At 62.4% G+C, this 15,078-nt stretch carries 11 protein-coding genes; 1 reads left to right on the top strand and 10 read right to left on the bottom strand.

The window, feature by feature from the left end; translation table 11 throughout:
- Positions 1-327 precede the first annotated feature (327 nt).
- Both N005_RS11385 and purL read right to left on the bottom strand, forming a co-directional pair.
- Positions 328-639 carry a YqfO family protein gene (locus N005_RS11385; protein ID WP_047701289.1) on the bottom strand — a complete coding sequence of 104 codons (312 nt, stop codon included), beginning with the start codon at positions 637-639 and terminating at the stop codon, positions 328-330.
- Positions 640-643: 4 nt separating this feature from the next.
- Positions 644-4,540 (bottom strand): phosphoribosylformylglycinamidine synthase, encoded by a 3,897-nt coding sequence (gene purL, locus N005_RS11390; protein WP_047701290.1) that lies wholly within the window; start codon positions 4,538-4,540, stop codon positions 644-646.
- A 288-nt stretch (positions 4,541-4,828) separates the two neighbouring features.
- Between purL and mltF the strand changes: the two genes are divergently transcribed.
- The gene (gene mltF, locus N005_RS11395; RefSeq protein WP_081993254.1) at positions 4,829-6,289 is read left to right on the top strand and encodes a membrane-bound lytic murein transglycosylase MltF; all 1,461 of its coding nucleotides are present in this window, start codon (positions 4,829-4,831) and stop codon (positions 6,287-6,289) included.
- A 35-nt stretch (positions 6,290-6,324) separates the two neighbouring features.
- Here the strand turns inward: mltF and pdxJ are convergent, their stop codons facing one another.
- The 8 genes from pdxJ to lptF form a co-directional block, all read right to left on the bottom strand.
- Entirely contained in the window at positions 6,325-7,068 is a 744-nt protein-coding gene (gene pdxJ / locus N005_RS11400) for a pyridoxine 5'-phosphate synthase (protein ID WP_047701292.1), read from the bottom strand.
- Between the two features lie 51 nt (positions 7,069-7,119).
- Positions 7,120-7,809, bottom strand: a complete 690-nt coding sequence (gene recO, locus N005_RS11405) for a DNA repair protein RecO (RefSeq protein ID WP_047701293.1) — start codon at positions 7,807-7,809, stop codon at positions 7,120-7,122.
- A 194-nt stretch (positions 7,810-8,003) separates the two neighbouring features.
- Entirely contained in the window at positions 8,004-8,906 is a 903-nt protein-coding gene (era, locus tag N005_RS11410; RefSeq protein WP_047701294.1) for a GTPase Era, read from the bottom strand.
- Positions 8,899-9,588, bottom strand: a complete 690-nt coding sequence (rnc, locus tag N005_RS11415; RefSeq protein ID WP_041022961.1) for a ribonuclease III — start codon at positions 9,586-9,588, stop codon at positions 8,899-8,901. Before rnc ends, era begins: the two co-directional genes overlap by 8 nt.
- 325 nt (positions 9,589-9,913) lie before the next feature.
- A complete protein-coding gene (gene lepB / locus N005_RS11420; RefSeq protein ID WP_047701295.1) occupies positions 9,914-10,768 on the bottom strand; it encodes a signal peptidase I in 855 nt (284 codons plus the stop codon).
- Positions 10,769-10,773: 5 nt separating this feature from the next.
- On the bottom strand, positions 10,774-12,573 hold the full coding sequence (gene lepA, locus N005_RS11425) for a translation elongation factor 4 (protein WP_047701296.1): 1,800 nt from the start codon (positions 12,571-12,573) through the stop codon (positions 10,774-10,776).
- A gap of 224 nt (positions 12,574-12,797) precedes the next feature.
- Positions 12,798-13,859, bottom strand: coding sequence for an LPS export ABC transporter permease LptG (lptG, locus tag N005_RS11430; protein WP_047701297.1), 1,062 nt, complete (start codon positions 13,857-13,859; stop codon positions 12,798-12,800).
- Positions 13,852-14,973 carry an LPS export ABC transporter permease LptF gene (gene lptF / locus N005_RS11435; RefSeq protein ID WP_047701298.1) on the bottom strand — a complete coding sequence of 374 codons (1,122 nt, stop codon included), beginning with the start codon at positions 14,971-14,973 and terminating at the stop codon, positions 13,852-13,854. The genes lptG and lptF overlap by 8 nt, the downstream gene beginning before the upstream one ends.
- Positions 14,974-15,078: the final 105 nt, after the last annotated feature.

A 15,078-nucleotide genomic window follows, 5' to 3' on the forward strand; every position in this document is an offset into this window, starting at 1 on the left:
AGTGGATTTGGGGAGTGTACGCAGAACTTGTGGTCGGCACCGGCCTTTGTGGGAGCAAAGCTTGCTCGCGATGAGGCCCGTACACATCCAACACCACTATCTGACACACCACAATCCCTGTGGCGAGGGAGCTTGCTCCCGCTCGGTCGGTCCGACGCCTCGGGCACAGCAACCGCCAAAATCTCGGGGCCGCTGCGCAGCCCAGCGGGAGCAAGCTCCCTCGCCACAGGGCCGTGTCCGCCAGCAGGAATATTTTCAGCATTAATCGCACCCAATAAAAAACCCGCTGAATCAATCAGCGGGTTTCTCATTTCAACGGGCAGAAGATCAGAAATCCTCCAACCGCCACACCTCATACGCCGGTGTCTCGTAGGGATGGCTTTGTTTCAAGGCTTCCACCACCCCACGAATCAACTCATCGGCCACCACAAGCTCCACCTTCCATTCCTCGACCTGCTCGACCTTCCCCGCTTCGCCAATGAACGGCTGGCTGCCGTCCAAGGGGCGAAACTGGCCCAGGCCCAGCACTTGCCAGGCGCAGTGGTCATAGGCGCCGATCCGTCCGCCACCGGCAGCGAATACGGCGCTTTTGACCTCGTCCACATGGCTGGCCGGGACGAAGAAGCAGAGCTTGTACACGCCTTTAGTTCACCCAGACGCGGGCGTTGCGGAACATGCGCATCCATGGCGCGTCTTCGTTCCAGTCGTCCGAACGCCACGAGTTCTGCACCGCGCGGAATACGCGCTCAGGGTGCGGCATCATGATCGTCACGCGGCCGTCGCGGCTGGTCAGGCCGGTGATCCCGCGCGGCGAGCCGTTCGGGTTGGCCGGATAGGTTTCGGTGACCTTGCCGTGATTGTCGACGAACCGCAGCGACACGCAACCGGACAGGTCGGCTTCGAGCAGCGCTTCTTCGCTTTCGAATTCCGCATGACCTTCACCGTGGGCGATGGCGATCGGCATGCGCGAACCGGCCATGCCCTGCAGGAAGATCGAGTTCGACTCCTGCACCTGGACCATCGCCACGCGGGCTTCGAACTGCTCGGACCGGTTACGCACGAAGTGCGGCCAGAACTCGCTGCCCGGGATCAGCTCGTGCAGGTTGGACATCATCTGGCAACCATTGCACACGCCGAGGGTGAAGCTGTCGGTGCGCTCGAAGAAGCCTTGGAACGCATCGCGGGCGCGGCTGTTGAACAGCGCCGACTTGGCCCAGCCTTCGCCGGCACCCAGCACGTCGCCGTAGGAGAAGCCGCCACAGGCGACCATGCCCTTGAAGTCGTTCAGGTCGACACGGCCCGCAAGAATGTCGCTCATGTGCACGTCGATCGCGTTGAAACCGGCACGGTCGAACGCCGCCGCCATTTCCACCTGGCCGTTGACGCCCTGCTCACGCAGTACCGCCACTTGTGGACGAACACCTTTCTTGATGTAAGGCGCGGCCACGTCCAGGTTGACGTCGTAGCTGAGCTTGGCGCTCAGGCCCGGGTTGTCTTCTTCCAGCAGGACGTCGAATTCCTGATCGGCGCAATCGGCGTTGTCCCGCAGGCGCTGGATCTGGTAGCTGGTTTCAGCCCACTGGCGTTGCAACAGGCGACGCTGGCCTTCGAAGACGGTATCGCCGTTGAAGGTAATGTTGACGTGAGCGTTGTTGATCGGCTGACCGATCACCGAGACGCAATCGGCCAGGCCTGCCGCGCTGAACTGGGCGAGGATGTCCGGGGTAGCGTCCTGGCGAACCTGGATCACCGCACCCAGTTCTTCGTTGAACAGGATGGCCGGAATCTCGGCGGCGGATTCCGCCACGCTGTCGAGGGTCAGGCTCAGGCCGCAGTGGCCGGCGAAGGCCATTTCCATCACGGTGGTCAGCAGGCCGCCATCGGAACGGTCGTGGTAGGCCAGCAGGTGGCCGTCGGCATTGAGACCCTGGATGACGGCGAAGAACGCCTTCAGGTCCTCGGCATCGTCGACGTCCGGCGCCTGCTTGCCGAGCTTGCCATGCACCTGGGCCAGGATCGAGGCGCCCATGCGGTTCTGGCCACGGCCCAGGTCGATCAGGATCAGGTCGGTGGTGCCCTTGTCCATGCGCAGTTGCGGGGTCAGGGTCTGGCGGACGTCGGTGACCGGGGCGAAACCGGTCACGATCAGCGACAGCGGCGAGGTCACGCTCTTGTCCACGCCGCCTTCGTTCCAGCGCGTGGCCATGGACATGGAGTCCTTGCCCACCGGAATGGTGATGCCCAGCTCCGGGCACAGCTCCATGCCGACGGCCTTGACGGTGTCGTACAGGCGGGCGTCTTCACCCGGGTGGCCGGCGGCGGACATCCAGTTGGCCGACAGCTTGATGTCGGAAATCTTGCCGATGCGCGAGGCCGCGAGGTTGGTCAGCGCCTCGCCGATGGCCATGCGGCCCGACGCCGGGGCGTCCAGCAGGGCCAGCGGCGTGCGCTCGCCCATGGCCATGGCTTCACCGGTGTAGACATCGAAACTGGTGGCGGTCACGGCGACGTCAGCCACCGGCACCTGCCACGGCCCGACCATCTGGTCACGGGCCACGAGGCCGGTGATGGTGCGGTCGCCGATGGTGATCAGGAAGCTCTTGCTCGCCACGGCCGGGTGGTGCAGGACGCGCTCGATGGAATCGGCGATGTCGAGGGTGGAAGGATCGAAATCGTCGCCCAGCTCGGTTTCGCGAACGGCCGAACGGTGCATGCGCGGGGCCTTGCCCAGCAGCACTTCCAGTGGCATGTCCACCGGGCTGTTGCCGAAGTGACTGTCGGTGACGGTCAGTTGCGGCTCGGCAGTGGCTTCGCCGACCACGGCGAACGGGCAGCGTTCGCGCTCGCAAATCGCCTGGAAGCGCTCGAAGTCGGCCGGGCCGACTGCCAGGACGTAGCGTTCCTGGGACTCGTTGCTCCAGATTTCGTGCGGGGCCATGCCCGGCTCGTCGTTCGGAATGTTGCGCAGCTCGAAGCGGCCACCACGGCCACCGTCGTTGACCAGTTCCGGGAAGGCGTTGGACAGGCCACCCGCGCCGACGTCGTGGATGAAGCTGATGGGGTTCTTGTCACCCAACTGCCAGCAACGGTCGATGACTTCCTGGCAACGGCGTTCCATTTCCGGGTTTTCCCGCTGGACCGACGCGAAATCCAGGTCCGCCGAGCTGGTGCCGGTGGCCATGGAGGAAGCGGCGCCGCCGCCCAGGCCGATCAGCATGGCCGGGCCGCCGAGGACGATCAGCTTGGAGCCGACCACGATCTCGCCTTTCTGCACGTGTTCGGCGCGGATGTTGCCCATGCCGCCGGCGAGCATGATCGGCTTGTGGTAGCCGCGCACTTCTTCGCCACGGGGGGTGGTGATGGATTGTTCGAAGGTACGGAAGTAACCGGTCAGGGCCGGACGGCCGAATTCGTTGTTGAACGCCGCGCCACCCAGCGGGCCTTCGATCATGATGTCGAGGGCGTTGACGATGCGCTCAGGCTTGCCGTAAGGCTTTTCCCACGGTTGTTCGAAGCCCGGGATCTGCAGGTTCGACACGGTGAAACCGGTCAGGCCGGCCTTGGGCTTGGCGCCGCGACCGGTTGCACCTTCGTCGCGGATCTCGCCACCGGAACCGGTGGACGCGCCCGGGAACGGCGCAATCGCGGTCGGGTGGTTGTGGGTCTCGACCTTCATCAGGATGTGCACCGGCTCCTGGACCGCACCGTACTGGCGGGTCTCGGGATTCGGGAAGAAGCGACCGGCAACGCTGCCGACGATCACCGAAGCGTTATCCTTATAAGCAGACAGAACGCCTTCGCTGTGCATCTGATAGGTGTTCTTGATCATGCCGAACAGGCTTTTTTCCTGGCTCTGGCCGTCAATGTCCCAACTGGCGTTGAAGATCTTGTGGCGGCAGTGCTCGGAGTTGGCCTGGGCAAACATCATCAGCTCGATGTCGTGGGGGTTGCGCTTCAAGCCTTGGAAGGCGTTGACCAGGTAATCGATCTCGTCTTCGGCCAGGGCCAGGCCGAGCTCGGCGTTGGCTTTTTCCAGCGCGGCACGGCCACCGCCCATCACGTCGATGGCGGTCAACGGCTTGGGCTCGGCGTGGCTGAACAGGCCGGCGGCCTGCTCCAGGTTGCCCAGCACGACCTGGGTCATGCGGTCATGCAGGCTGTCGGCGATCAGTTGGGCCTCGGCCTCGCTGAACTCACCGGTGACATAAAAGGCAATGCCGCGCTCCAGGCGCTGGATTTTCGCCAGGCCGCAGTTGCGGGCGATGTCGCTGGCCTTGCTCGACCACGGCGAAATGGTGCCGAAGCGCGGCAGTACCAGGAACAGGCGACCGGCCGGCTCCTGGACGGGAACGCTGGGACCGTACTTCAGAAGGCGCGCGAGCACCTGCTGTTCGTCGCCGGTCAAACCGCCGGTGACTTCGGCGAAGTGAGCGAATTCAGCATACAAGCCACTGACAGCCGAAACCTTCTGGCTCAGTTGCTCAAGGAGTTTGCTGTGGCGAAAGGCAGAAAGGGCAGGAGCGCCGCGCAGGATCAACATCTTCGGGACAGCCTCGGGAAGGGGGTGTGCTTTGAGGCCGTGCATTCTAGCCTAAACCGTCGGCAACGGCACCCGAAACGGCATCCGCGATGCGGGCCGAATGTCGGTCTTCGCACCTAAACCCTTGTTGAACGTCCGTTCCAATGTCCGCGTCGAGATTTTTTTAATCGACCCAGAACCCGCCGCGCGCCGGCCGGCTTGTGTTGCAGACATGTTTTGCAACCGCTAGCAGACTGGCCTTTCGCTGTCGAGATATGGCGGCAAGGGCCGTTTGCGTATACTGCGCAGATGTCTTCCCCAACGGCTTTGCGTCCGCGGTACGCCAGATGGCTGATCGCAACCGGACTCTTCCTGGTGCTCAGTGGTTGTGTTGAGAAACCCAACACACTGGAGCGCGTAAAGGAGGATGGCGTGCTGCGGGTGGTTACCCGAAACAGCCCCGCCACCTACTTTGAGGATCGCAACGGTGAAACCGGCTTCGAATACGAGCTGGTGAAGCGTTTCGCCGACGATTTGGGTGTGGAACTGAAAATCGAGACCGCCGACAACCTCGACGACCTGTTCAGCCAGATCGGCAAGCCCAACGGCCCGGTACTGGCGGCCGCCGGCCTGGTCAGCAGCGAGGCGCGCAAGAAACAGGTGCGGTTCTCCCATTCCTACCTGGAAGTCACCCCGCAGGTCATCTACCGCAACGGCCAGTCACGCCCCACCGACGCGGCGGCCCTGGCGGGCAAGAAGATCATGGTGCTCAAGGGCAGCACCCACGCCGAGCAACTGGCGCAACTGAAACAGCAGTATCCGGGCATCGAATACGAAGAATCCGACGCCGTCGAAGTGGTCGACCTGTTGCGCATGGTCGATGAGGGCCAGATCGACCTGACCCTGGTGGACTCCAACGAAGTGGCGATGAACCAGGTGTACTTCCCCAACGTGCGCGTGGCCTTCGACCTGGGCGATGCCCGCAGCCAGAGCTGGGCGGTGGCCCCCGGCGAAGACAACAGCCTGCTCAACGAAATCAACGCCTACCTCGACAAAGTGCAGAAGAACGGCACCCTGCAACGCCTCAAAGACCGCTATTACGGACACGTCGATGTCCTCGGCTACATGGGTGCGACCACCTTCGCCCAGCATTTGCAGCAACGGTTGCCCAAGTACGAGCAGCACTTCAAGACCTACGCCAAGCAGGAAAAGGTCGATTGGCGCCTGTTGGCCGCCATCGGCTACCAGGAATCCCTGTGGCAACCGGCGGTCACGTCCAAGACCGGTGTGCGCGGCCTGATGATGCTGACCCAGAACACCGCCCAGGCCATGGGCGTGTCCAACCGCCTGGACCCGAAACAAAGCATCATGGGCGGCGCCAAGTACCTGGCCTACATGAAGGATCAATTGGACGAGAGTATCCAGGAGCCGGACCGCACCTGGTTCGCCCTCGCCGCCTACAACGTCGGCAGCGGTCACCTGGACGATGCCCGCAAGCTGGCAGCCAAGGAAGGGTTGAACCCGAACAAGTGGCTGGACGTGAAGAAGATCCTGCCGCGCCTGTCCCAGAAACAGTGGTACAGCAAGACCCGCTACGGCTACGCCCGGGGCGGCGAGCCGGTGCATTTCGTGGCGAACATCCGCCGCTACTACGACATCCTGACCTGGGTCACGCAGCCGCAGCTCGAAGGCAACCAGGTGGCCGAGGGCAACCTGCATGTGCCGGGCGTCGACAAGAGCAAGCCGAACCAGGAAAGCCCGCAGCTTTAACAGTCACCCCGCTCCCACAGGGGATTGTGTCTGGGTCAGGCTTTTGCGGCCGCCAGGATCAACGCCTTCATCTCCGCCACCGCCGACTTGAACCCGACAAACAAGGCATGGGCCACCAGCGCATGGCCGATGTTCAGCTCGTTGATGCCTTTGATGGCCGCCACGGCTTCGACGTTGTGGTAGTGCAGGCCATGGCCGGCGTTGACGATCAGGCCCTGGGCCAGGCCGAAGGCCACCCCGTCAGCCACTCGTTGCAACTCATCGGCCACATCCGTGGGGGTCTCGGCATCGGCGTAGCGGCCGGTGTGCAGTTCCACGGCCGGGGCGCCGACCCGCTTGGAGGCCTCGATCTGCCGCTCGTCGGCATCGATGAACAACGACACCTCGGCGCCGGTTTTCGCCAGCCGCTCCACCGCCGCCCTGATCCGCGCTTCCTGCCCGGCCACGTCCAGGCCGCCTTCGGTGGTCAGTTCCTGGCGCGTTTCCGGCACCAGGCAGATGTGCGCCGGACGGATACGTTCGGCGAACGCCATCATCTCTTCGGTCACGCCCATCTCGAAATTCATGCGGGTCTGCAACACATCCTTGAGCAGCAGCACATCGCGCTCCTGGATATGACGACGGTCTTCGCGCAGGTGCACGGTGATGCCATCGGCGCCCGCCTCTTCGGCGTCCAGTGCGGCCTTGACCGGATCCGGGTAGCGGGTACCGCGGGCCTGGCGCAGGGTGGCGACATGGTCGATGTTCACGCCGAGAAGAATGCGATTGCTGGTGCTCACGAAAAGCGCTCCTTGAATGGACAGAGATTCGGCCCACAGCATACGGGTTGATCAGGGCTTGCGAAACAGCTCGCGACTGACCAGCGGCTTGCCGCCCAGGTGAACCGCCAAGGCCTGGCGCATCAGACGCTTGGCTGCGGACAAGGCGCCCGGCGCGCTCCAGTCGGCCTCGGCCATGGCCAACAGCTCGACACCGTTGAACAGCCCGGGCTGCAACAGGTAGACACGCTCCAGGCCGGCATCCACCTGCAAGCGGTACAGGCCATCGGCGGCAATGGGCTCGCCGTGCAGATCGGCGTCGAGGGCGAATCCATAGCCCAGGTCATCCAGCAACCGCCATTCGAAGGATCGCAGCAACGGCTCCAGCGGCCGCCCTTCGGCCAGGGCCAGCAGCGTCGCGGCGTAGTGGTCGAAGACGGCAGGATGGGGATCTTCGGCGGGCAACAGACGGATCAGCAGCTCATTGAGGTAGAGGCCGCTGAACAAGGCTTCGCCGTTGAGCCAGGCTGCGATCCCTGTGCTTTCCATGCGCCCGACATTCTTCAGCTCGCCCCGTCCACGGAATTCGACCTCCAGGGGCACGAACGGCCGCGCCAGCGTCCCGGCCTTGCCCCGCGCGCCCCGCAACACCGCCCGCAACCGCCCTTGCGGCGTGAGGAAATCCACCAGGGCACTGCTTTCGCGGTAGGCGCGCGAATGCAGGACGTAGGCGGCTTGGGCGATGGGATGGGTGGCGGACATGGGGAGAGCTGTTCTCAATGGCTAAACACAGTATGACTGACCACCACAAACCACTGTGGGAGCGAGCCTGGTGGGAGCAAGGCTTGCCCGCGATGCACACAACGCGGTCTTCTTGAAACCGAGTCGCTTGTATCGCGAGCAAGCTTTGCTCCCACCAGGCTCGCTCCCACAATGGAATGCATGTATCCAGACGATCAGAGGTCGCCGTAACCCAGCGAACGCAACGCCCGCTCGTCATCCGACCAGCCACCCTTCACCTTGACCCACAGGTTGAGCATGATCTTGGAGTCGAACAGCAGCTCCATGTCCTTGCGCGCCTCGGTGCCGATGCGTTTGATGCGCTCGCCCTTGTCGCCAATGATGATTTTCTTCTGGCCGTCACGTTCGACGAGGATCAGCGCGTGGATGTGCAGGGTCTTCCCCTGTTGCTTGAACTCTTCGATTTCCACAGTGATCTGGTACGGCAGCTCGGCGCCCAGCTGGCGCATGATTTTCTCGCGCACCAGTTCAGCGGCGAGGAAGCGGCTGCTGCGGTCGGTGATCTGGTCTTCGGGGAAGAAGTGCTCGTTTTCCGGCAGGTGCTCGGCGATCACCCGCTCCAGCGCGTCCAGGTTATGACCGTGCTGGGCCGAGATCGGGATGATCTGGGCGTTGGGCAGTTGTTCCTGCAACCAGGTCAGGTGCGGCATCAGCTCGGCCTTGTCCTCGATGCGATCGGTCTTGTTCAGCGCCACGATCAGCGGGCCGGTCACGTACTGGACGCGCTCGAGGACCATCTGGTCTTCTTCGGTCCACTTGGTACGGTCGACCACGAAGATCACCACGTCGACGTCTTTCAACGCCGCCGAAGCGGTCTTGTTCATGTAGCGGTTCAGGGCCTTTTCGCCACCCTTGTGCATGCCCGGGGTGTCGACGTAGATGGCCTGCACGTCGCCTTCGGTTTTGATACCCAGCATATTGTGGCGGGTGGTCTGGGGCTTGCGCGAGGTGATCGCCAGCTTCTGGCCCAGGATATGGTTCAGCAATGTGGACTTGCCCACGTTCGGCCGGCCAACGATGGCGACATAGCCGCAACGGGTAACAGTTGTATCAGTCATTGCCATTCTCCACGCCCAGGGCGATCAATGCTGCGGCGGCCGCCACCTGCTCGGCGATACGACGGCTCACGCCCTGGCCACGGCTTTTTTCATTCAGTAGGACCACTTCGCATTCGACGAAGAAGGTACGGCAGTGCGGCTCGCCCTGGATGTCCACGACTTCGTAGCGCGGCAGCTCGCAACTGCGCGATTGCAGGAATTCCTGCAAACGGGTTTTCGGATCCTTGTTGGTGTCCACCAGCGTCAGGCTGTCGATTTCGGAGGTCAGCCAGGCCAGCACGCGCTCGCGGGCCTTTTCCATGCCCGAATCCAGGTAGATTGCGCCAATCAACGCTTCCAGGGCATCGGCCAGGATCGACTCGCGACGAAAGCCGCCGCTTTTCAACTCGCCGGAGCCCAGGCGCAGGTAGTCGCCCAGGTCGAAACCACGGGCCAGTACGGCCAGGGTCTCACCTTTTACCAGCCGTGCGCGCAGACGCGACAACTGGCCTTCGCGGGCCAGCGGAAAGCGTTCGAACAGCGCCTCGCCAGCGACAAAATTGAGAATGGCGTCGCCGAGAAACTCCAGGCGTTCGTTATTGCGCCCGGCAAAACTGCGGTGAGTGAGGGCCAGGAGCATCAGCTCCGGATCCTTGAAGGTGTAGCCGAGCTGGCGCTCGAGGCGGCTTAGAGAAACGCTCACGGTTTACCCACGCTGAGTTCGTGGCTGGATTCCACCGCCAGGTCGGCAACGCGCCGTTGGCTTGGGACAATTAACGCTGTGTTCAAAAATGACGTCCTGAGTATCGTTGGCGCCTTAGGGTTTGTACGAAAAGTGCCTGCGCGGCGATCAGGCTGCGTTGAAAACAGGCTCGGAATGCTCATTTACAATCAGTAAAGTCGAGCGCGACTCCGACCGTTCCTCGCCTGTTTTCGCCTTGCCTGATCGCCGCTCGGCGACTTTTCATATAAACCCTAGCAGGCTCCAGAAATGCATTCGGCGCTGTGTTCAACAGCGCCGTGTGTGTTTACTTGATCAGGCCAACCCGCGAGAAGTTCGGCAGGTGTCCGAGCTTGGGTTCCGGCCAGCTCATCCAGACCGCGAAGGCCTTGCCGACGATATTGCGGTCGGGGACCATGCCCAGCATGTCCTTGGGAATGTTCGGATCATCCCAGTAACGGCTGTCGTTGGAGTTGTCGCGGTTGTCGCCCATCATGAAATAGTGCCCGGCCGGCACGGTCCACGAATGGTCCGGCGTGGCACGGTAGCGGCTCATTTCCTTGCGGATCAGGTGCTCGACCTCGCCGAGTTTTTCCTGGTAGAGCTCGGCGCTGCCCAACGTGCCCGGCTCGGAGCCGAGCAGTTGTTCGGCTACCAGTTCGCCATTCACGAACAAGCGCTTGTCGGCGGTGTAGCGGATCTTGTCGCCCGGCAGGCCGACCACACGCTTGATGTAGTTGACGTTGGGGTCGCTGGGGAAGCGGAACACCATCACGTCGCCGCGTTGCGGATCACCCACCTCGATGATTTTCTTGTCGATCACCGGCAGGCGGATCCCGTAGGAGAACTTGTTCACCAGGATGAAATCGCCCACGTCCAGGGTCGGCTTCATCGAGCCGGACGGGATCTGGAACGGTTCCACCAGGAACGAACGCAGCACCAGCACGATGAACAGCACCGGAAAGAACGACTTGCCGTATTCGACCAGCAGCGGTTCCTTGTTGAGTTTCTCGACCACCACACCGTCAGGCTGGCTGACGCTGCCCTGATAGGAGGCAACGGCCGCCCGGCGCCGAGGCGCCAGGAACAACAGATCAATCAACGCCAACAGGCCGCAGACAAACACGGCGATAACCAGCAACAGCGGGAAATTTAGCGACATAGGACCTAACTATCCAACCTGAGCACCGCAAGGAAGGCTTCCTGTGGAATTTCCACGTTACCGACCTGCTTCATGCGTTTTTTACCGGCCTTCTGCTTTTCCAACAGCTTGCGCTTACGGCTGACGTCGCCGCCGTAGCATTTGGCCAATACGTTCTTTCTGAGCGCCTTGACGGTTGTACGCGCCACAATCTGCCCGCCAATGGCGGCCTGGATTGCCACGTCGAACATCTGCCGCGGAATCAGTTCCTTCATCTTCTCGGTCAATGCACGACCTTTGTAGTGCGCGTTGTCACGGTGCACGATCAATGCCAGGGCATCGACCTTCTCACCGTTGATCAGCACATCCAGCTTCACCAGATTAGCCGATTGGTAACGATCGAAATGATAGTCCAGCGAAGCATAGCCGCGACTGGTGGATTTCAGGCGGTCGAAGAAGTCCAGCACCACTTCGTTCATCGGCAGGTCGTAGGTCACCTGGACCTGCGAGCCGAGGAACAGCATGTCGTGCTGCACGCCGCGCTTCTCGATGCACAGGGTAATGACGTTACCCAGGTGCTCTTGAGGCACAAGGATGTTGGCCCGCACGATCGGTTCGCGCATGTCTTCGATGGCCGACAGGTCCGGCAGCTTGGACGGGTTGTCGACGTAGATGGTGTCACCGTTCTTGAGCAGCAGCTCGAAGATTACCGTCGGCGCGGTGGTGATCAGGTCCAGGTCGTACTCGCGCTCCAGGCGCTCCTGGATGATTTCCATGTGCAGCATGCCCAGGAACCCGCAGCGGAAGCCGAAGCCCAGGGCGTCGGAGCTTTCCGGGGTGTATTGCAACGACGAGTCGTTCAGGGTCAGCTTCTGCAGTGCTTCGCGGAAATCCTCGAAGTCGTCGGAGCTGACCGGGAACAGGCCGGCGTAGACCTGGGGCTGGATACGCTTGAAACCCGGCAGCACATCGACATCCGGGGTGGAGCTCAGGGTCAGGGTGTCGCCGACCGGTGCCCCGTGGATGTCCTTGATGCCGGCGATGATGAAGCCCACTTCACCGGCCTTGAGGTCGGCGGTGGCGGTGTGTTTCGGGTTGAATACACCGACGCTGTCCACCAGGTGGACCTTGCCGGTGGACTTGACCAGGATCTTGTCGCCCTTCTTCACGCGGCCGTGGCGCACGCGAACCAGGGACACCACGCCCAGGTAGTTGTCAAACCAGGAGTCGATGATCAACGCTTGCAGCGGGTCTTCGATGTTGCCGGTCGGCGCGGGAATGGTGTTCACCAGGCGCTCGAGCACTTCATCCACGCCCAGGCCGGTCTTGGCACTGCAGGTGACCGCGTCGGTGGCGTCGATACCGATGATCTTCTCGATCTCATCCTTGACCCGCTCCGGCTCGGCCTGGGGCAGGTCGATCTTGTTCAGCACCGGCATGACTTCCAGGCCCTGCTCGATCGCCGTGTAGCAGTTGGCAACCGATTGCGCCTCGACACCCTGCCCGGCATCGACCACCAGCAACGCACCTTCACAGGCTGCCAGGGAACGGCTGACTTCGTAGGTGAAGTCGACGTGGCCCGGGGTGTCAATGAAGTTCAGTTGATAGGTGACGCCGTCTTTGGCCTTGTAATAGAGGGTGACGCTGTGGGCCTTGATGGTAATCCCGCGTTCACGCTCGAGGTCCATGGAGTCCAGGACCTGGGCTTCCATCTCACGCTCGGTCAGGCCGCCGCACATCTGGATGAAGCGATCAGCCAGCGTCGACTTGCCATGGTCAATGTGGGCGATGATGGAGAAATTGCGGATATGACTCAAATCACTCACGGATCAACACTCAAAAAGGCTGCAGGCAGGGCCCGCCGAAAAATAGCCGGGAATTGTACCTGATACAGACGCCATTGTGGCGAGGGGATTTATCCCCGCTGGGCTGCGCAGCAGCCCCTAAGCAGTCGCCCTCATCTGTCTGACACGCCGGCGTCGCCTGGTTTTGGGGCTGCTTTGCAGCCCAGCGGGGATAAATCCCCTCGCCACAGAGCCCCCACCCGGGATCAACCCGCCCGGCGCAGCAGCCAGAGTCCGGCCAACGCACAGACGCCCGCTGGCACCAGCACCGCGAACAGTGGCGAGAAACCGAACACCAGGCTCGATGGCCCCAGCAGATCCTGGGCAATGCGGAAGGTGAAGCCCACCAGCACGCCGGTAAACACCCGCTGACCGAGGGTCACCGAACGCAGCGGACCAAAGATGAAGGAGATGGCCATCAGCACCAGGGCGGCGGTGACCAACGGCTGCAATACCTTGACCCAAAAAGCCAGCCAGTAGCGGCCATTGTTCAGGCCCTGGTCGGCCAGGTAGTGGATATACCCCCACAGGCCGGTAATCGACAGGGATTCCGGCGCCATGACCACCGTGCTCAGCAGCTGCGGGCTGATGGCTACGTCCCAACGCTCCTGCGGGCTCGCGACCACTTCGGTGTTCTTTTCATGGAACAGGGTGGTGGTGACATCGCTCAACTGCCAGTGATCCTCGGCAAACTGGGCGCGCTTGGCGAAGCTCGACGACAGCATGTGGCGTTGTTCGTCGAAGCGATACCGGGTCACGCCATAGAGGATACCGTTGGGCTGGACCGAGTTGATGTGGATGAACTCATCGCCCTGGCGGTGCCACAGGCCATGCTTGGCGCTTTGTGCATCGCCGCCGCCCTGGGCCAGGGAACGGTTGGCCTGGGCGGTGTTTTCGGTGGCCGGCGCGACGTATTCGCCAATCAGGACGCCGACCAGCATCAACACCAGCATCGGCTTCATCACCGCCCAGACGATCCGGCCGACGGAAACCCCGGCGGCGCGCATGATGGTCAGTTCGCTATTGCTGGCCAGGCTGCCCAGGCCGATCAGGCAGCCGATCAGCGCCGCCATCGGCAACATGTCGTACAAGCGCCTTGGCGCGGTCAGCAGCACGTAGCTCGCCACGTCCGCCAGGGTGTAGGTATCGCTGACGTCGCTCATTTCATCGATGAAGGCGAACAGGGTCGCCAGGCCAAGGATGATCCCCAGCACCGCGAGGATCGCCATGAACACACTGCTGCCGATGTAGCGATCGAGTTTAACCACGGGCCACCTCCAGCGTGCTGCGACGGCTCGCCAGCTTCAGGCGCAGCGGCTCCCAGTAGAGCAGCCCCAGGCCGATGGCCAGGAAAATCGAATGCACCCACCACAGGCCCAAAGCCGGCGGGATCTTGCCTTTTTCCAGGGCGCCGCGGGCGGTAATGAGGATGGTCAGGTAAGCCATATACAGGAGAATCGCCGGGAGCAGCTTGAGGAAACGACCCTGGCGCGGATTGACCCGGGCCAGCGGTACCGCCATGAGGGTCACGATGAACACCAGCAACGGCAGCGACAGGCGCCATTGCAGCTCGGTACGCGCACGGATGTCATCGTTGCCCAGCAGGGTTGCGGTAGGCATCGCGTCGCGGTCGGTGACTTCCTCGCTGGCTTCGGGCTTGGGCAGCAGCACACCGTAGGTGTCGTACTTGATGGCCCGGTAGTCGGCCTGCCCCGGCTTGCCGTCATAGCGGTAGCCGTTTTCGAGGATCAGGTAGCGGTTGCCGTCGGGATTGATTTCCTGGCGCCCCTTTTCGGCCACCAGCACGGAAATGCCGCGATCCTTCTGGCTGTTGGATGACAGGTTCTTTTGCGTGATGAAGACGCCGCCAAGGTTGATCCGGTCATCCGAAAGCTGTTCGGTATAGGTGACGCGCGTACCATCGCGCAGCGCCTGGAAGCGCCCCGGCACCAGGGTGTCGAATTCGGTCAAGGCGTCCTGCTGGTTGATCAGCAGCTGGAACTGGTTGGCCCCCTGGGGCGCCAGGCTCAGGCTCAGCCAGGCCACCACCAACGCCACCAGCGTCGCCGGGAACAGGGTAATGCGAAACAGACGCTGCTGGCTCATGCCGGTGGCCGACAGGACGGTCATCTCGCTGTCCAGGTACAGGCGACCATAGGCCAGCAGAATACCGAGGAACAGGCCCAGCGGCAGGATCAGTTGCAGGAAGCCTGGCAGGCGAAAACCCATGATCAGGAACAGGGAGCCCGGATCCAGCGCGCCGGAAGCGGCCTGGGCGAGATACTTGATGAAACGCCCGCTCATGATGATGACCAGCAGCACGGCACTGACCGCGCTCAGGGTCAGCAGGACTTCGCGGGATAGATATCGAAAGACGATCAAACCAGACACTCCAGGATTGTCAGGCTAGGGGCCAAACAAGCAATCGAGCCACTCGCCATCACGAGCAGCCGAAAAAAGAGCCGCATTATCCTGTGATTGGAGGCG

The sequence above is a fragment of the Pseudomonas mediterranea CFBP 5447 genome, from assembly GCF_000774145.1.
GTDB lineage: Bacteria > Pseudomonadota > Gammaproteobacteria > Pseudomonadales > Pseudomonadaceae > Aquipseudomonas > Aquipseudomonas mediterranea.

Coding starts and splice junctions, on each gene's coding strand:
- purL (WP_047701290.1), bottom strand. CDS start 4,540: ATGTTGATCCTGCGCGGCGCTCCTGCCCTTTCTGCCTTTCGCCACAGC.
- mltF (WP_081993254.1), top strand. CDS start 4,829: ATGTCTTCCCCAACGGCTTTGCGTCCGCGGTACGCCAGATGGCTGATC.
- recO (WP_047701293.1), bottom strand. CDS start 7,809: ATGTCCGCCACCCATCCCATCGCCCAAGCCGCCTACGTCCTGCATTCG.
- era (WP_047701294.1), bottom strand. CDS start 8,906: ATGACTGATACAACTGTTACCCGTTGCGGCTATGTCGCCATCGTTGGC.
- lepB (WP_047701295.1), bottom strand. CDS start 10,768: ATGTCGCTAAATTTCCCGCTGTTGCTGGTTATCGCCGTGTTTGTCTGC.